We start from the raw sequence: 16,883 nt of genomic DNA, 5'->3' as shown, positions 1-16,883 counted from the left end.
AGCGCATGGACATCAAGATCGCCACCTGCTTCATCGCCGTCGACGACCACGACACGGCGCTCGCCTTCTACCGCGACGCCCTCGGCTTCGAGGTGCGCAACGACGTCGCCTTCGAGGGGATGCGCTGGGTGACCGTCGGGCCGCCCTCACAGCCGGACGTGGACATCGTCCTCGAACCGGCCGTCGGCGACCCGAACGCCACGCAGGCCGACAAGGACGCCGCCGCCGAACTGCTCGCCAAGGGCCTGCTGCGCGGCGTCATCCTCACCACCGAGGACTGCGACGGCGTCTTCGAACGCGTCCGCTCCTCCGGCGCCGAAGTGCTCCAGGAACCGCTCGACCAGCCGTACGGCGTCCGCGACTGCGCGTTCCGCGACCCGGCGGGCAACATGGTCCGCATCAACCAACCGCGCGAAAAGTGAGCGCGTCTCCCTAAAACACCCGACTGCGACCTCGCGGCGGCCCGCCCGGCGAACTCGGGCGGGCCGCCCGCACCACAGATGGAGAGAAGATGACCAAGGATCCCCAGCCCCCCGCGCCGCACCGCGCCGACAGCCACGACCTCATCCGCGTCGAGGGCGCGCGCGAGAACAACCTCAAGGACGTCAGCGTCGAGCTGCCCAAGCGGCGGCTGACCGCGTTCACCGGCGTCTCCGGCTCCGGCAAGAGCTCGCTGGTGTTCAGCACGATCGCCGCCGAGTCGCAGCGGATGATCAACGAGACCTACAGCGCGTTCCTGCAGGGCTTCATGCCGAACCTGGCCCGGCCCGAGGTCGACCGGCTCGAAGGGCTGACGACGGCGATCATCGTCGACCAGGAGCGGATGGGCTCCAACCCGCGCTCCACCGTCGGCACCGCCACCGACGCGAACGCGATGCTGCGCATCCTCTTCAGCCGCCTCGGCGACCCGCACATCGGGCCGCCCAACGCCTACTCGTTCAACGTCCCCTCGGTGACCTCCAGCGGCGCGATCACCATCGAGCGCGGCGCGAAGACGAAGACCGCGAAGGCCACCTTCAACCAGCTCGGCGGCATGTGCCCGCGCTGCGAGGGCATGGGCGCGGTCACCGATTTCGACCTGTCGGTGCTCTTCGACGAGACCAAGTCGCTCAACGAGGGCGCGCTGACGATCCCCGGCTACAGCATGGACGGCTGGTACGGCCGCATCTACCGCGGCTGCGGCCTGTTCGACCCCGACAAGCCGATCAACAAGTTCAACAAGAGGGAACGTCACGATCTGCTCTACAAGGAGCCGACCAAGATCAAGGTCGAGGGGATCAACCTGACCTACGAGGGGCTGATCCCGAAGATCCAGAAGTCGATGCTGTCCAAGGACGTCGACACGCTGCAGCCGCACATCCGCGCCTTCGTGGAGCGGGCGGTTACGTTCACGATCTGCCCCGAGTGCGAGGGCACGCGGCTGGCGCCCGAGGCCCGCTCGTCGAAGATCGCCGGGAAGAACATCGCCGACCTGTGCTCGATGCAGATCAGCGACCTGCGCGAATGGGTCCGCGAACTCGACGAGCCGTCGGTGGCGCCGCTGCTGACCGGGCTCCGGCACCTCCTCGACTCGTTCGTGGACATCGGCCTGGGCTACCTCTCGCTCGACCGGACCGCGGGCACGCTGTCCGGCGGCGAGGCGCAGCGCACCAAGATGATCCGGCACCTCGGCTCCTCGCTCACCGATGTCACCTACGTCTTCGACGAGCCCACGATCGGCCTGCATCCCCACGACATCCAGCGGATGAACAAGCTGCTGCTCCAGCTGCGCGACAAGGGCAACACCGTGCTGGTCGTGGAGCACAAGCCCGAGGCGATCGCGATCGCCGACCACGTCGTGGACCTCGGCCCCGGCGCGGGGACCGGCGGCGGCACCGTCTGCTTCGAGGGCACCGTCGAGGAACTGCGAAGCAGCGGCACCCTGACCGGCCGCCACCTCGACGACCGGGCCTCCCTCAAGGAGGAGGTGCGCAAGAGCACGGGCGCGATCGAGGTCCGCGGCGCATCCGAGCACAACCTCCAGGACGTGGACGTCGACGTCCCGCTGGGTGTGCTCTGCGTGGTGACGGGCGTGGCGGGCTCGGGCAAGAGCTCGCTGATCCAGGGCTCGGTCGCGGAGCGGGACGGCGTGGTGTCGGTCGACCAGAGTGCGATCAAGGGCTCGCGGCGCAGCAACCCGGCGACGTACACGGGCCTGCTCGACCCGATCCGCAAGGCGTTCGCGAAGGCGAACGGCGTGAAGCCGGCGCTGTTCAGCTCGAACTCCGAGGGCGCCTGCCCGACCTGCAAGGGCGCGGGCGTGATCTACACCGACCTGGGCATCATGGCCACCGTCGAGTCCACGTGCGAGGACTGCGGCGGGCAGCGGTTCCAGGCCGCGGTCCTGGAGTACACGCTGGGGGGCCGCGACATCGCCGAGGTGCTCGCGATGTCGGTGGCCGAGGCCGAGGCGTTCTTCGGCTCCGGCGAGGCGCGGATTCCCGCGGCCCACAAGATCCTGACGCGGCTCGCCGACGTCGGGCTGGGGTACCTCAAGCTCGGGCAGCCGCTCACCACGCTGTCCGGCGGGGAGCGGCAGCGGCTCAAGCTGGCCGTCCACATGGCCGAGAAGGGCGGGGTCTACATCCTCGACGAGCCGACCACGGGCCTCCACCTCGCGGACGTGGAGCAGCTGCTCGGCCTGCTGGACCGGCTCGTCGACTCCGGCAAGTCGGTCATCGTCATCGAGCACCACCAGGCGGTCATGGCGCACGCGGACTGGATCATCGACCTCGGCCCCGGCGCCGGGCACGACGGCGGCCGCGTGGTCTTCGAGGGCACGCCCGCCGACCTGGTGGCAAAGCGCCCCACGCTCACCGGCGAGCACCTGGCGTCCTACGTGGGCGCCTGAACGAAGCGGAACCGCGGCCCCGGTGTCCGCGAGCGGATCGCTCGCGGACACCGGGGCCGCAATGTGCGGCGGCACTCCGAAGCCGCGATTCCGGTGATCCGCTCACCGATATCGAGATTATAGGTTATATTCTATATCTTACAGCCTCGGAAAATCGATCTGCCTGCAACATCGAGACTATAGAGTATATCTTATAATCTTGGAACGTCGGTCCGCTCGCCCACGCCGGGCCGCGGCCTTCCTCGTCATCTTGCGAGGGCGTCTCGCCTTTCCCTCACTGCGGCCATTGCATGTGCGGCGCGGACCGAGTAGGGTCACCGGAAAGCGCTTCCCAACGACGGGCGGCGACGGCTCGCATCCGTTGCCGCTGTTCAACAGTGCCCGTCAACCGGGCACTGCGCCCGCGTCGGCAACGGGCGATCGGGAAGCGACCCGAGGAATGCTCTGAATTTCCGCAATGGCGAGGAAGAAGGCAGAAGCAGATGCAGGTTCAGTGGTCGCTGTCGGGGTTCGGCGACGAGATCGACCCCGACCCGTCGGTCCAGGCAGCCGTGCTCGCGGCGCACGGAGCGAAGCACGTGGAGGTCCGCAGCGCCTGGGGGGTCAACGTCGTCGACATGGACGACGAGGTCCTCTCCCGGGTCCAGGCCGCCCTGAAGCAGCGGTCGGCGGCGGTCTCGGCCGTCGCCTCCCCCATCGGCAAGAGCCAGGTCTCCGGGCCGGTCGAGTACGAGGTCGAGCGGCTGCGGCGCCTCGTCCGCGTCGCCGACGCGTTCGAGACCCGCTATGTGCGGATCTTCTCCTACTACCGCGAGGACGGCCAGACCGCCGAGGAGGTGCGCGAGCCGGTCCTCGAACGCATGGGCGCGCTCGCGGAGGTCGCCAAGGCCGAGGGCCTGATCCTGCTGCACGAGAACGAGAAGGGCGTCTACGGCGACACCCCCGCCCGCGTCGCCGACCTCATGGCCGCGATCGACTCGCCCGCGCTGCGCGTGGCCTGGGACAGCGCCAACTTCGTGCAGGTCGGCGTCCGGCCCTTCACCGAGGGCTACGCGCTGCTGCGCCCCTACCTCGAATACCTCCAGGTCAAGGACGCGATCCTGGCCACCGGCCAGGTCGTGCCCGCGGGGGAGGGCGACGGCGAGCTGCGCGAGACCCTGGAGGCGATGCGCGAGGACGGCTTCGTCGGCTTCGCCTCCCTCGAACCGCACCTGGCCGCCTCGCCGTCCGAGCCGAACCGCGAGGGCCCCGAGGCGTTCGGCCGCGCCGCGCGCGCGTTCGCCGCGCTCACCGCCGAGGTCGGGGTGGCGCTGGTATGACCTTCCGCTTCGCGATCATCGGCGCGGGCGTCATCTCCTCCAGCCACGCCGAGGCCCTCCAGTCGTTCCCCGGGCAAGCCGAGCTCGCCGCCGTGGTGGACCTCAACCCGGACCGGGCCCGGTCCATGGCCGAACGCTACGGCGCCAAGGCCTTCGGCGACATCGAGACCGCCGTCGCCGCCACCGGCGCGAACGTCGCGGCCGTGTGCACCCCGACCGGCCTGCACGGCGACGCCGCCGTCCGGGCGATGGAGGCGGGCGCGCACGTCATGATCGAGAAGCCCGCCGACATCACCGCCGACCGCATCGACCGCGTCATCGCCGCCAGGCAGCGCACCGGGAAGCTCGTCGCCGTGGTCTCCCAGCACCGCTTCGACCCGGCGACCGAGACCGTGATCGACGCGATCCGCGCCGGGGAGCTCGGCCGCCTCACGTCGGGGACGGCGAACATCGACTGGTGGAGAGGTCAGACATATTACGACTCGGGCGCGTGGCGCGGCACGTGGGAGTTCGACGGCGGCGGCGCCCTGATGAACCAGGGCGTGCACACCGTCGACCTGCTCGTGGCCGCCATGGGGCGGCCGGTCGAAGTCGTCGGGTTCACCGCCACGCTCGCGCACGAGCGACTCGAGACCGAGGACGTCGCGGTGGGGGCGGTGCGCTTCGACTCCGGCGCCGTCGGGACGATCCACGCCTCGACCGCCGTCTACCCCGGCCTGACCGCGCGCCTCCAGATCCACGGCGACAAGGGGTCCGCGGTGATCGAGAACGACCGGCTCGTGTTCTTCCACCGCACTCCGGCGGGCGCCGACCGCCCCGAGGTGTTCATGGGCGTCCAGGGGCAGAGCCCCAACCAGGCCGACGAGCACCGCTCCGGCGCGGCGCAGCCGGCCGCGCTCGTCCACCAGTACCGCGACTTCCTCGCCGCCCTCGGCGGCGAGGGGACCGTGCGCGTCGGCCTGGAGGACAACCGCCAGGCCGTCGCCCTCATCACCGGGCTCTACGAGGCCGCCCGCACCGGGAGGCCCGTCAGACTCGACGCCTGACCGGCGTCGGTGCAGTCAGAAGAACTAGTGCAGGCAGAACTCGTTGCCCTCGGGGTCGCGCATGACGTGGGTGGTCGGACCGCGGTCGGCGTGCGTCTCCACGAACTGCGCGCCGAGGGCGACGAGGCGCTCGATCTCGGCCCGCTTCTCCTCTTCGTCGACGTGGACGTCGATGTGGACGCGGTTCTTGGCGACCTTGGATTCGGGAACGCGTTGAAAAAATAGCCGCGGCTCGACGCCTTCGGGGTCGCGGCAGGCGGCGACGTCGCGAAACGCCGAGCGCCCGTCGATCGCGATCCGCTCCTCCGCGGACAGGCGTCCGGCGTCGACCAACTGGTCCACCAGTGCCGAGTGGTCCTCGACGGCGGTGTGGAAGACCTGGGCCCAGAAGGCGGCCTGGGCATGCGGATCGGCGCAGTCGAACGTGACTTGAGTTCTCATGGTGCCGAAGTCTGCCAGAGCCCACCGACAATCCGGGCCGCTTCCGAGGGTCCGGACGGCGCCCCGACACGTGACCCCGGTCCGCGGTCGCACCCGGCCATTTCGTCTGGGGCCGAACCGCGCCGCGCTGGTATACATGACCGATGGAACCGGACGACGACGTCGACCCCCAGGATCCGAAACCCGTCGGGCTCAGAGAGCGGATGGCGCTGGTCTTCTACCGCCTGCAGACGGTCTCGACGCTCGGTTACATGGGCGCCGCGTCCTTCATCGGCATTGAGACGGCCGCGCTGGTCATCGGGTTCACGACGGTGCTGCCGATCATGATCCCGTTCGTGGTCCTGATCCTCGGCGGCGCCTACTTCATGCGCGAGCGGCTTCGGAAGGCGTGGGCGAGCATCCTGGGCAGGTCGCCGGACGAGGAGTGAGCAGCGGGGCCGCCGCGCGGCGGCCCCGGCTCCGTCTCAGGCTCTGTCTCAGGCCCCGGCTCCGTCTCAGGCTCCCGCGCCGCCGTCCACCGGCACGATCGCGCCCGTCACCACCGAGGCCCGGTCGCTGAGCAGCCACGCGGCGGCCTCGGCCACCTCGCGGGGCTCGGCCATGCGGCCGCGCGGGGTCATGGCGACAATGCGGTCCGTGACGCCGGGGACCGCCGCCTCCCACTCGTCGATCATCGCCGTCGCCGTGCCGCCGGGCGTGATGCCGTTGACGCGGATGCCCTGCGGCGCCCACGTCACGGCGGCGGACTCGGTGATGCTGTTGAGCGCGCGCTTCATCGCGCCGTACGCGGGGAGCGCGGGGTTCGCGCGGCGGCTGCCGATGCTGGAGGTGTTGACGATCGCCCCGCCGCCGCTTCGGCGCATGAGGGCGGCCTCGGCCGTCATCGCGGTCCAGTGGCCGCGAAAGTTCACGGCGAACTGGTGCTCGATGTCCTCCTCGCTCGTCGCGTCGAGCGGCCCGGGCCGCTGGATCGCCGCGCCGTTGTTGAACGCGCCGTCGAGCCGTCCGTGCAGTTCCTCGACGCAGTCGAGCGCCGCGCGGATGCTCGTGCGGTCGGCGAGGTCCACGGTCACCGCGTCCGCGGTGCCGCCGTCGGCGCGGATCTCGGCGACGATCTTCTCGAGGGCGGCCGTGCCGCGGGCGGCGAGCACGACCGACGCGCCCTCCTCGGCGAAGAGCCGTGCCGCGGCCTCCCCGATCCCGCGGCTGGCGCCGGTGATGAACACGACCTTGCCGGTGAGCAGGCCAGTGGGTGCGATGCGAATATCGTTCGTCATGGTGCCAGTGTCAATCGGCCCCCGGCCCGCATCCAGGCACAGACGGTACCTGGATGCGCCGCCGCGCGGCGTGCAGACTTGGGGGCATGGACAAGCAGGAGCTCGGGGCGTTCCTCCGCAGCCGTCGCGAGCGGCTCAGACCCGAGGACGTCGGCCTCCCCTCGGGCCCCAGGCGACGGACGCCGGGGCTGCGCCGCGAGGAGGTCGCGACCCTCGCGCACATCTCCACGGAGTACTACGTCCGCCTCGAACAGGGCCGGGCGCCGCGGCCGTCGGGCGAGGTCCTCGCCGGGATCGCGGACGCGCTGCGTCTGACGGACGCCGAGTCGGGCCACCTCCACGTCCTGGCGGGCACCGCGCCGAGCCGCACCGCACTGCACCGGCGCGACGTCCGCCCGAGCATCCTCGCGCTCATCGAGCGGCTGCCGCAGACTGCCGCCATGGTGGTCTCCGCCGCGTTCGAGGTGCTCGCGTGGAACGACCTGGCGGCCGCGCTCATGGAGGACTTCGCCGAGATCGAGCCGGAGGACCGCAACCTCGCGCGCCTGGCGTTCCTCGGGTCGGCGCGCGGCGAGGCGCCGCTGTACGGGGTCTCCGACGCCGCGGCGTTCCGGCACCACGTCGTCATGGACCTCCGGTCCGCCCTCGCGCGGTACCCGTCCGATCCCGTGGTGACCGGGCTCGTCGAGGAGCTGCGCGAGGGCAGCGCCGAGTTCGCCCGCCTCTGGGAGCGGCGCGACGTGCGGGCGGCGGCGACGCTCACCAAGACGTTCCGCCACCCGGTCGTCGGGGAGATCGCCGTCGACTGCGACTCGCTCGCGCTCACTGACCGCGACCAGCACCTCGTGCTCTACAGCGCGCCGCCCGGATCCCGTGCCGCCGAGGCACTGGCGCTGCTGAACGTGCTCGGAGCCGAGGCCGGCGACTACCGGCGGTAGCGCCGCACAGGTCGAGACCGGCCGAGGTCAGGGGAGCCAGTCGCGGTTCGGGTCGAATTCCAGCCAGCGGTTGCGGCGGGCCTGGTCGGCGAGCGCGGCCAGCAGCGGGGCGAGCAGGTGGGACGGGTCGTCTCGGCGCCACACGAGCGACCAGGCGTACAGGGGCATCGGTTCCAAGAGCGGAATCGAGCGGATCCCGGGGACGTCGGGCAGCGGGCAGTCGGGCGGGAACAGGGAGAAGCAGGTCGGGTCGGCCGCGATCTGGGCGGCGAAATGGTCGAGCCCCAGATTGACGCCGCTGGTGTGCCGCTCGATGCCGAACCGGTCGGCGAAGCGGCGCAGGAAATCGAGCCGGTCGAGCGGCCCGGGCGTCCACAGCAGACTGCCGCGCAGCCGGTCCGGTCTGAGATGCGGCTCCGAGGCCAGCGGGTGGTCGGCGCTGAGGACGGCGTCGACCGGCTCCAGCCGCACCAGGCGCTGAGTGAGGCCCTCGTCCACGGGAGGGTGGACGCGACCGAAGCCGACGTCGATCTGGTGCCCCAAGAGCGCGGCCGACACGGACGGCAGATCGCGTCCGTGGCCGAGTTCGAGCCTCAGTTCGCTGCGCTCGGCGATCCGGCCCAGCGTGCGCATGGGGGCGAAGAGATGCCCCCACACGTCGATCCGGAGCGGGCGACCGGCGGGCCTCACCGCGGCCACGGCCGCCTCGCCCGCGTTCAGCGCGTTCCTGGCGGGTCCGAGGAACCGCGTGCCCGGCTCGGTCAGCCGCACGCCGCGGCCGCCGCGGTCGAGCAGCCGCACGCCCAGGCGCGACTCCAAGGCGGCGATCCGCTTCGACAGGGCCTGCTGGGATATGGACAGCCGCTCGGCGGCCCTGCCGAAATGCAGTTCCTCGGCCGCGAGCACGAACGCGCGGACCTGTGCCGGATCGGGATCCATGCCGCCACCCTATCCAGGCGTTGAGCACCGGCGACAACCAGCGGTTGTCAATCGCTCGCCCCGGTTGTTGGCCGATGGAGGAGGGCGCGGCTTGCATTGCCGACATGAAGCGATTGACACCCACCGGCGACCCCGCGCGGCCCGTCGAATTCCAGGCGGACTCCCAGCCGCCGCCCGCACCCGGCGAAGCGCTGATCCGGGTGGAGGCGTTCTCGGTGAACCGGGGCGAGACGTTCCTGCTGGAGGATCCCGCCCTCGGCCTGCGTCCGGGAAAGGACGTCGCCGGACTGGTGGTGCAGGCCGCCGCCGACGGGTCGGGCCCGCCCGCCGGCGCTCGCGTCGTCGGGCATCCGCCGGCCGCGGGGTGGGCCGAGTACGCCGCCGTCCCGACCCATTCGCTCGTCGCCCTTCAGGAGTCGGTCGGGGCCGTCGCAGCCGCCGGGCTGCCGCTGGCCGGGATCACCGCGCTGCGCCTGCTGCGCGCGGCCGGGGCCGTGGCGGGTCGGCGGCTGCTGCTGACCGGGGCCTCCGGCGGCGTCGGCCACTACTTCACCGAACTCGCCGCGGGGGCCGGTGCCGAGATCACCGCCGTGACGGCCACGCCCGAGCGGGGAGCCCGGCTCGCCGAGCTGGGAGCCGCGCACGTCGTGCACGACCTCGCCGACGCGGCCGGGCCCTTCGACGTGGTGCTCGAGTCCACCGGCGGCGCCGCACTGCCTGCGGCGCTCGCCAGACTGCGGCCGGAGGGCACGCTGATCTGGTTCGGCCAGGCGAGCAGGCAGAGCGCCACATTGGACTTCTTCTCCTTCTTCGACGGGCCGCAGAACGCCCGCCTCAGGCACTTCCACTACGCCCGAGCCCCGTACGGCGCCGACCTGGAGACGCTCGTCAGGCTCGTGGCGGCCGGGCGGCTGCACCCCGAGATCGGCCGCGTCGCCGACTGGTCCGACGCCGCCGCGGTGATCGTCGACCTGCGGGAGCGTCGCATCAGAGGCAAAGCGGTGCTCACGATCGGGGGCTCGCGATGAGCGTCGCGCAGTTCGCCGAGGCGAACTTCAGCCGCGCCACCGGCGCCGGGCTCGACCCGCACGAGTACCGCAGGGTCACCGGGCGATTGGCCAAGCTGGAGGAGTGGCCCGAGCGCTTCGCGGACGTCGGGCGCGCTCACCTCGCGCGCGCGGACCGGGCCGCCTCGGCGGTCAGCGCCGCCGAGCACTGCCGTGCGGCCGCCCGGTGGTTCCACTTCGCCACCCTCGCCCCGAGCCGAGACCGCGCTCAGGCCGCCGAGAGCGCGGCCGCGTCCGATCGGGCCATGGGCCGCGCCCTCGCCCTGGCCGAACCCGCGGCGAAGCGGATCGAGGGCCCCGGCTTCGCCGGGTGGCTCCGCGGCCCGGGAGGGGCGTCCACGGTCGTCGTCATCCCCGGGATGGACTCCGGGAAGGAGGAGTTCCACGACGTGTGCACGGCGCTGCTGCGCCGCGGCGCGACGGTGTTCGCCATGGACGGGCCGGGCCAGGGGGTGCTCGCCGCCGACACGGTGATCCGGGCCGACTACCACCGGGTCGTCGGCCGCGTCGCCGACGCGCTGGGGGCCGACCGGATCGGTCTGGTGGGGCTCAGCCTCGGCGGCTACTTCGCCGCCGAGAGCGCGGCCCGTGAGTCCCGGGTCGCCGCCGCCGTCACGGTCAGCGGCCCGTTCCGGCTGGACTGGGACGCCCTGCCGCCCTTCGTGACCGAGACCCTCACCGATCGCGCCGGAAGCCTCGACGCCGCCCGCGGCTTCGCAGGCCGGGTCGACCTGAGCGGGCTCGCGCCGCGCATCGAGGGCCCGGTGCTGGTGATCGACGGCGGCCGAGACGTCATACCCGGCGTGGTGAACGGCGCGGCACTGGCCCGACTGGCGCCGCGCGGCGAGTACCTGTCGATAGATGAGGGCGACCACCTCCTCGGCAACGTCCGAGCCGACTGGCTTCCTGCGGCGGCCGACTGGCTGACGGCACGGCTGCAAGAAGCATGAACCGAGCCACCGACAAGAACGCGGCGGCCTGACTGACGCCGTCCCGACCAACTGGCGATGCCGCCCCGCACCGCAGCCGAGGCCGCAGCGCTCCGTCAGGCCGCGGCCGCGGCGCCCGCGATGACGACGCGGAGGCAATCGTCGAAGAGGTCGTCGGGCGTGCGGCCGTCTTGGAAGTAGTCGGTGATCCCGGCGATGAGGGTGGGGTGCGCGGCGGTGAACTCGGCGAGGTCCCAGTTTTTCAGCGCGGTCTCGTCGGGGCGCGGCGCCTGCTCTTCGAGCACATAGCCGACGGTGAAGCGCTCCACGGCAAGGGTGACGACCCGTGCGCGGGGAAGTGGGAGGCCCTTGGCGACGAGGGAGCTCATGGCGAGTTCGGAGACGGCGTTCATCGCGGCGGACAGTTGCGCGGCGGAGATGACGCGCGCGCCGTCCGGGTGGGCCACCAGCGCGCGGCGGAGCTCGCGGGCGAGGCCGGTCAACCAGTCCTGCCAGGGCTCATCGGGTGTCGGCGGCGACATCCGCCCCACGAGGTCGGCGAGGATCGCGTCGGCGATGGCGGTGACCAGGGCGGCCTTGTTCGGCACATGCCAGTAGAGCGTGGGCGACCGCACGCCGAGGCGGGTGGCGAGCTTGCGGGTCGTCACGCCGTCGAGTCCCTCGGCATCGAGCAGGGCGACCGCCTCTGCCACCACCTGCTGCCGGTCCAACGCCATCGTCCGCCCCTGTTCGTCGCGCCTCTTGCCTCTCACCTTATCAGTGGTAGAGTCTCTATCAGTGGTAGAGAGAGGCGCGGCTCAGCGGCCGTGCCACAACGAGAGGCGGCAGTCATGTCGAAAGATCACGCCGTGGTGAAGGCGCTGCACGAGGCGACGCATCGCATGCCCGGGCTTCCGCGGCATCAGGACCACCCGGAGGGCCATCACGGCCGATCGCTCCAGAACCGTCCCTTGCGGGATCGCGGCACCGGCTCGCATCAGGGCTCGGCCCCGGCACACGATCGCCCGCCGCGGATGCTGGCAGGTTGGCAGCGCCGGATCGCCGCACTGTTCTCGCGCACGAGCGACTGACATGGTCGAGTCCGCGGCGATCGCGGTGCGCGATCTGACGAAGGCCTACACCGAGACGGCCGGACTGTTCGGCGTGAGCCTCGACGTCGAGGCGGGTTCGGTCATGGCACTGCTGGGTCCGAACGGTGCGGGCAAGACGACCGTGGTTCGCATTCTGTCCACACTGCTGCGCCCCGACTCGGGCAGCGTCAGCATCGGAGGAGTCGACGCGCTGGCCCGCCCGGAGGCGGTGCGGGCGGTGATCGGCGTGGCGAACCAGTCCGCGGCGGTCGACCAGAAGCTGACCGGGCAGGCGAATCTGGCGATGTTCGCCCGCCTGCACCGGCTGCCGCGGACGGTGGCACGGCAGCGCTCCGCCGAGCTGCTCGAACTGTTCGACCTCACCGGTGCCGCCGGCAAGCCCGTCAAGCGCTACTCGGGCGGCATGCGCCGCAAACTCGACCTCGCGGTCAGCCTGATCGGCCGTCCGTCGATCCTGTTCCTGGACGAGCCGACGACCGGGCTCGATCCGGCGAGCCGCCTGGCGCTCTGGGAGATCATCGGCGGACTCCTCGGGCAGGGCACGACCGTGCTGCTGACCACCCAGTACCTCGACGAGGCCGACGCGCTCGCCCACGACGTGACCTTCATCGACGGCGGACGGGTGATCGCCCGCGGCACACCGGGCGAGTTGAAGTCGCGGATCGGCGGCCGCCGGGTCGACCTGACCCCCGCCTCCGCGGCGCTCGTGCCGACCCTGGCCGGGCGCCTTTCCGGATTCGAGGCCACGACGGGCGATCGGGCACTGCACGTCTCCATCGGCGATGCCCTCGCCGATCTCCGGCGCCTCCTGGACGCCGTCGACGCGTCGGGAATCCCGCTGGAGGACTACCGCGTGCGCACGCCGACCCTCGATGACGTCTACTTCCACGTCACCGGCCACGAACGCCCCGCCGGCGCTGAGACCCGCAAGGAGGACGCGGCATGACCCCGCCCGCGCAGCACCCCAGATCATCGCGGTGGTGGGCCGTCAGCGACCACTACGAGATGGCCGGGCGCAGTCTGCGGCACCTCGCGGCCGAGCCGGACCAGCTCGTGACCGTCACGCTGCAGCCCGTGCTCACCCTCGTCCTGATGTACTTCTTCCTCGGCGGGGCGATCCAGGCCGGCACGACGGAGAACTACCTCGATTTCCTGATCCCGGGCGTCTTCATCGTGATGGCCGGGTTCGCCGCCGTCACCACGGCCACCAGCGTCGCCTCCGACCTCCTTCAGGGGGTCGTGGACCGCTTCCGCACCCTCCCGATGGCCAAGTCCGCGGTGATCACCGGACACGTCGTCGCCGACCTTCCCCGCAGTCTGATCGGACTGGCCGTCACGATCGCGGTCGGCCTGTGCATGGGCTTCCGGAGCCCGGCGGGGGTCGGGGCGTGGGCCGCGGCGATCGGCATCGTGCTCCTGGTGACCTTCACGCTCTCCTGGATCGCCGCCGTGATCGGCCTGCTCGGCACCAGCCTCGAAGCCGTCCAGCAGGTCTCGGCGGTCATCATCGTCCCCGTCTTCCTCAGCGACGCGCTCGTCCCCACCGACACCATGCCCGCCTGGCTGCGAGTGGTCGCCGCGAACCAGCCCCTCAGCCAGGCCACCGACTGCGTCCGGGCCCTGCTCGCGGGAACGCCGCTCGGCGACCACCTCCGGCTCGCCCTCGCCGAACTCGTCGGCATCACCGCCATCGCGTTCACCGCGTCCGCGCTGCTGTTCCGACGACGCACCCGACGCTAGGCCGCGCACCGCGCCGGTCCACCCCGGACCGTGGGAATTCGACTGTTTCGGCCGACGGCCGAGGCGGCGAAATCGATCGCCGCCTCGACCGTCGCGGCTCGATCAGAGCGGCCGGATGTTCGTGGCCTGGAGGCCCTTCTGACCGCGTTCGACGTCGAACTCGACTTGCTGGGCTTCGTCCAGGTCACGACGACCCGTGCCCTCGATCGCGGAGAAATGCGCGAACACGTCCGCGGATCCGTCGTCGGGCGCGATGAAGCCGAAGCCCTTGTCGGCGTTGAACCATTTCACAGTGCCTGTGGCCATGGTGTTTTGTGCTCCTGTCGTTTCGTGGACCGCCAAGGCGATCCTCGGGCCGCGTCGACACCGTCGACGCGGAAGATCATGATGCGTTCGGGCAGGCCGCGGGCAACTCGTGCGATACGGCCAACTCGAGATCGAGGACGACGCGTGCCTCGTGGTACGACGGGTAGACGCCGAGGACCTGCGCGTGGGGGCCGTGGAGCGTGTGGTCGTCTCCGGTGACCGATACGAACCCGGCGAATTCGCCGTCGAGTGTCGCAGCGTAGAGGCCCTCTGCCGCTCGTCTCCAAAGAAGGTGACCCTGCGGGACGGCATGTGGTGAAACTGAGAAGATGATGGCCTGATTCGTTGAGAGTGGAAACGTCGCTCCGTCACGTGAACGGCGACGTCGAGAACGCTCGAAGGATTCGAGCGATGGTGTGGTGCCAACACACTGACCGCATATGGCGATCGAAATTGAGATGCGGCCGCGAAAGTACCGCGACCTCCGATGAGTCTACACCCCCGGGAGGCCACGCGTCGTTCTTGAAGGCAAAGCGGCGCGGGCCCTCTGATGAGGGCGAGCTTGCGAGGTGAGCGATCCGGAGGCCGGCAGCGGTCTCGCTGAAGAGCGAATCACTCGGCGCGGCTCCGCATCCGGGGCGTATTCGCTTGCGGCGGTGAGGAAACCAGCCGAGGAAACACCCGGTGTCGAGGACTGCCCGAACCTTCGCGACCGCCTCACCGCCCATGCTGAGCCCGAAAGGCCTCAATAGGCGACAGAAGAACGACCACTGACACGGTGGCCGCTCATGACACATACGTCCAATCTTGTAGAGGAATGACCGTCTTCGATCCTCCCCGAACGCCTGCTCGGCGGCGTCGACGTAGTTGCGAACCTCGACCAGAAGGGTCTCGTCCGCCCTGGTATCCGGACCTCGCCGATCGTCGGGACCCAGGAGAGGAAGCGGTTGCCCCGCTCCTGGAGCATCGCCGAGGAGGACGGTGAAGCCGTCGAGATGGCGTGCCAATGCGTATTCGAACTGCCCGTCCAAGTCGCCGAAGGCGTCCTCCTGTGCCGCCGCGTGCGGCAGCGCGAACCGGCCACCGTCCCCGCGTCGAAGCGCAGCGGTGGGGCCGCATACCCCGGACCTACGTGCGCTTCACCGAGGACCGGCTGATCCCCCCGGCGTCGCAGGACCGGTTCATCACCGAGGCCGACCGCCTCGCACCTGGCAACCCGACTGAGGTCCACTCCGTCGCCGCACCCCACGCAGGACCCTCCTACCGGCCCGAGACCATCGAGATCCCCAGCGACCTCGCACGACGCGCCGCAACTGATCCGCATCGCCCTTGAACAGCAGGTTCGGTCGTAGGGCGGCATGGACCGGTCGAACACGACATGTCTGCGACGCGGGGGGCAGTTGAGCATGTGAGATAACCTCGCTGCTGAATGGGCGCCGTCATACGGAAGGTCGGCGCCGCGAGGAGTGACCGACTATGGACCGACGGATGCTGAGCGGCGACGACGCCGTGGCCCGACTTCAGGAACGCCAGGCCGCCTTCCAGCGGACCGTGGCCGCGACGCAGGAGATGGCCTCCCGGATGGGGACACTGACCGCGACCGCGAGCGACGCGAACGCCCTCGTCACCGTCGCCGTCGACTCCAATGGCGTCCTGCTCAAAGCCGACTTCACCGCGCGCGTCCAACGCACCGCCCCCGAAGCGGTCTCCCGCGCGCTCATGGAGGCGCTGGCCGGGGCCAAGCGGAATATCGCCGGTCAGACCCAGCAGATCATCGCCGAAACCGTCGGCGCCGACTCCGAGACCGGACGGGCCGTGGCCCGGGACCTCCAGTCGCGCCTCGGCGGGCAGCCGTGAGCGGCGGCATCGAGGTCGATCCCGAAGAATTGCGCACCCACGCCACGCACATCGACGGCCTCGTCCAGCGCATCGAGACCGTCAAATCCGCTGCCGCCCAGATCACCGCCGCACCTGACGCCTTCGGTCCGCTCTGCGAGTGGATGGCCGGGATCCTCGAGGAGAAGCACCAGATGGTCGAGCCGCTGTTCGACCAGGGCATGCAGAGCCTCGGCAGCAACGCCGAAGCGCTCAGGGTCTGCGCCGACGTCTACGAGGACTCCGACGCCGCCGGGGCGGGCGACCTCGACAAGCTCAACGGGGAGATGTAGATGGGCGACAACCACCTCGTCGCGGACGTCCAGGACTCGCACCACTTCTGGAAGGGCGCCGGGATCGGCGAGGACATCGCCGACATCGTGTCCGCGATCAAGTCCGAGTCCTGGGTCGACGGCTCGCTCGCGGGCCTCTCGACCGCGATCAGCGCGGTCGGCTTCCTCGACCCGATCGGCGAGATCACCGCCACCGGCGTGTCCTGGCTCATCGAGCTCATCGAGCCGCTGCGCGAACTCCTCGACGACATCACCGGCGACGCCGACATCCTCACCGCCCACGCCCAGACGTGGACCAACATGGCCGAGGAGCTCATGGCCGTCAAGGACGAGCTGACCGCCTTCGTCGACTCGGACATCACCGGCTGGAACGACGACGCCGCCGACGCCTACAAGGCCAACATGGTCCACAACGCCGACGGCACCGCCGGGCTGGCGCAGCTGTGCGCGGGGATGAGCGCCGCCACCACCGGCGCCGGGACCCTGGTGACCGTCACCCGCGAGCTCGTGCGCGACCTCATCGCGCAGCTCGTGGCGTCGCTGCTCGTCCGACTGCCGGTCTGGCTGGGCCTGTGCGCCACCGGCGTCGGCATCCCGGTCGTGGCGGTCCAGGCCGCGGGCATGATCGCGCAGGTCGTCGGCACGGTGATCGGGGTCATCATCGCCCTCGTCACGAGCCTCCAGGCCCTCCAGCAGCTCCTCGACAGTTAG

At 70.9% G+C, this 16,883-nt stretch carries 20 protein-coding genes; 15 read left to right on the top strand and 5 right to left on the bottom strand.

Annotated elements, in window-relative coordinates; translation table 11 throughout:
* Positions 1-5 precede the first annotated feature (5 nt).
* The 4 genes from H613_RS0106840 (at position 6) to H613_RS0106825 (ending at position 5,255) form a co-directional block, all read left to right on the top strand.
* On the top strand, positions 6-422 hold the full coding sequence (locus H613_RS0106840) for a VOC family protein (RefSeq protein ID WP_026923226.1): 417 nt from the start codon (positions 6-8) through the stop codon (positions 420-422).
* Positions 423-511: 89 nt separating this feature from the next.
* Positions 512-2,890 (top strand): ATP-binding cassette domain-containing protein, encoded by a 2,379-nt coding sequence (locus tag H613_RS0106835; protein ID WP_026923225.1) that lies wholly within the window; start codon positions 512-514, stop codon positions 2,888-2,890.
* A gap of 482 nt (positions 2,891-3,372) precedes the next feature.
* Positions 3,373-4,209 (top strand): sugar phosphate isomerase/epimerase family protein, encoded by an 837-nt coding sequence (locus tag H613_RS0106830; RefSeq protein WP_026923224.1) that lies wholly within the window; start codon positions 3,373-3,375, stop codon positions 4,207-4,209.
* Positions 4,206-5,255, top strand: coding sequence for a Gfo/Idh/MocA family protein (locus H613_RS0106825; protein WP_026923223.1), 1,050 nt, complete (start codon positions 4,206-4,208; stop codon positions 5,253-5,255). Before H613_RS0106830 ends, H613_RS0106825 begins: the two co-directional genes overlap by 4 nt.
* A 24-nt stretch (positions 5,256-5,279) precedes the next feature.
* Here H613_RS0106825 and H613_RS0106820 read toward each other — a convergent pair whose 3' ends face one another.
* Entirely contained in the window at positions 5,280-5,696 is a 417-nt protein-coding gene (locus H613_RS0106820) for a VOC family protein (RefSeq protein WP_035736707.1), read from the bottom strand.
* Between the two features lie 143 nt (positions 5,697-5,839).
* Between H613_RS0106820 and H613_RS0106815 the strand changes: the two genes are divergently transcribed.
* Positions 5,840-6,124: a hypothetical protein gene (locus tag H613_RS0106815; RefSeq protein WP_026923221.1), complete on the top strand. Its 285-nt coding sequence runs from the start codon at positions 5,840-5,842 to the stop codon at positions 6,122-6,124.
* Between the two features lie 66 nt (positions 6,125-6,190).
* Here H613_RS0106815 and H613_RS0106810 read toward each other — a convergent pair whose 3' ends face one another.
* On the bottom strand, positions 6,191-6,973 hold the full coding sequence (locus H613_RS0106810; protein WP_026923220.1) for an SDR family NAD(P)-dependent oxidoreductase: 783 nt from the start codon (positions 6,971-6,973) through the stop codon (positions 6,191-6,193).
* Between the two features lie 86 nt (positions 6,974-7,059).
* Between H613_RS0106810 and H613_RS0106805 the strand changes: the two genes are divergently transcribed.
* On the top strand, positions 7,060-7,911 hold the full coding sequence (locus tag H613_RS0106805; RefSeq protein ID WP_026923219.1) for a helix-turn-helix transcriptional regulator: 852 nt from the start codon (positions 7,060-7,062) through the stop codon (positions 7,909-7,911).
* A gap of 27 nt (positions 7,912-7,938) precedes the next feature.
* Here the strand turns inward: H613_RS0106805 and H613_RS0106800 are convergent, their stop codons facing one another.
* Positions 7,939-8,850: a LysR family transcriptional regulator gene (locus H613_RS0106800; RefSeq protein ID WP_026923218.1), complete on the bottom strand. Its 912-nt coding sequence runs from the start codon at positions 8,848-8,850 to the stop codon at positions 7,939-7,941.
* A 104-nt stretch (positions 8,851-8,954) separates the two neighbouring features.
* On the opposite strand from H613_RS0106800, the gene H613_RS0106795 reads away from it, so the two are divergent.
* Both H613_RS0106795 and H613_RS0106790 read left to right on the top strand, forming a co-directional pair.
* A complete protein-coding gene (locus H613_RS0106795; RefSeq protein ID WP_026923217.1) occupies positions 8,955-9,878 on the top strand; it encodes a zinc-binding dehydrogenase in 924 nt (307 codons plus the stop codon).
* The gene (locus H613_RS0106790; protein ID WP_026923216.1) at positions 9,875-10,867 is read left to right on the top strand and encodes an alpha/beta hydrolase; all 993 of its coding nucleotides are present in this window, start codon (positions 9,875-9,877) and stop codon (positions 10,865-10,867) included. Before H613_RS0106795 ends, H613_RS0106790 begins: the two co-directional genes overlap by 4 nt.
* 95 nt (positions 10,868-10,962) lie before the next feature.
* Here the strand turns inward: H613_RS0106790 and H613_RS0106785 are convergent, their stop codons facing one another.
* Positions 10,963-11,619 (bottom strand): TetR/AcrR family transcriptional regulator C-terminal domain-containing protein, encoded by a 657-nt coding sequence (locus tag H613_RS0106785; protein ID WP_211234736.1) that lies wholly within the window; start codon positions 11,617-11,619, stop codon positions 10,963-10,965.
* A 78-nt stretch (positions 11,620-11,697) separates the two neighbouring features.
* Here H613_RS0106785 and H613_RS24880 point away from each other — a divergent pair, with 78 nt between their 5' ends.
* The 3 genes from H613_RS24880 to H613_RS0106770 are packed head-to-tail and all read left to right on the top strand — an operon-like array spanning position 11,698 to position 13,698.
* Complete coding sequence (locus tag H613_RS24880; RefSeq protein WP_035736703.1) at positions 11,698-11,937, top strand: hypothetical protein; 240 nt, start codon at positions 11,698-11,700, stop codon at positions 11,935-11,937.
* A 1-nt stretch (position 11,938) separates the two neighbouring features.
* The gene (locus tag H613_RS0106775) at positions 11,939-12,904 is read left to right on the top strand and encodes an ATP-binding cassette domain-containing protein (protein ID WP_084546419.1); all 966 of its coding nucleotides are present in this window, start codon (positions 11,939-11,941) and stop codon (positions 12,902-12,904) included.
* Positions 12,901-13,698, top strand: a complete 798-nt coding sequence (locus H613_RS0106770) for an ABC transporter permease (protein WP_051393036.1) — start codon at positions 12,901-12,903, stop codon at positions 13,696-13,698. Before H613_RS0106775 ends, H613_RS0106770 begins: the two co-directional genes overlap by 4 nt.
* A 102-nt stretch (positions 13,699-13,800) precedes the next feature.
* On the opposite strand, the gene H613_RS0106765 is transcribed toward H613_RS0106770, so the two are convergent.
* A complete protein-coding gene (locus tag H613_RS0106765) occupies positions 13,801-14,004 on the bottom strand; it encodes a cold-shock protein (RefSeq protein ID WP_026923212.1) in 204 nt (67 codons plus the stop codon).
* 1,051 nt (positions 14,005-15,055) lie between these two features.
* Between H613_RS0106765 and H613_RS0106755 the strand changes: the two genes are divergently transcribed.
* The 4 genes from H613_RS0106755 to H613_RS0106740 all read left to right on the top strand — a co-directional run bounded on the left by H613_RS0106755 (position 15,056) and on the right by H613_RS0106740 (position 16,883).
* On the top strand, positions 15,056-15,337 hold the full coding sequence (locus H613_RS0106755) for a hypothetical protein (RefSeq protein WP_169731963.1): 282 nt from the start codon (positions 15,056-15,058) through the stop codon (positions 15,335-15,337).
* A gap of 143 nt (positions 15,338-15,480) precedes the next feature.
* Positions 15,481-15,861, top strand: coding sequence for a YbaB/EbfC family nucleoid-associated protein (locus H613_RS31315; RefSeq protein WP_035736852.1), 381 nt, complete (start codon positions 15,481-15,483; stop codon positions 15,859-15,861).
* Positions 15,858-16,172 carry a type VII secretion target gene (locus H613_RS31310; protein WP_026923209.1) on the top strand — a complete coding sequence of 105 codons (315 nt, stop codon included), beginning with the start codon at positions 15,858-15,860 and terminating at the stop codon, positions 16,170-16,172. Before H613_RS31315 ends, H613_RS31310 begins: the two co-directional genes overlap by 4 nt.
* Positions 16,173-16,883 carry a WXG100 family type VII secretion target gene (locus H613_RS0106740; RefSeq protein WP_026923208.1) on the top strand — a complete coding sequence of 237 codons (711 nt, stop codon included), beginning with the start codon at positions 16,173-16,175 and terminating at the stop codon, positions 16,881-16,883.

Origin of the sequence: Glycomyces arizonensis DSM 44726 (genome assembly GCF_000482705.1) — a bacterium.
Taxonomy (GTDB): domain Bacteria; phylum Actinomycetota; class Actinomycetes; order Mycobacteriales; family Micromonosporaceae; genus Glycomyces; species Glycomyces arizonensis.
This window is presented reverse-complemented; position numbering and strand designations above follow the sequence as displayed.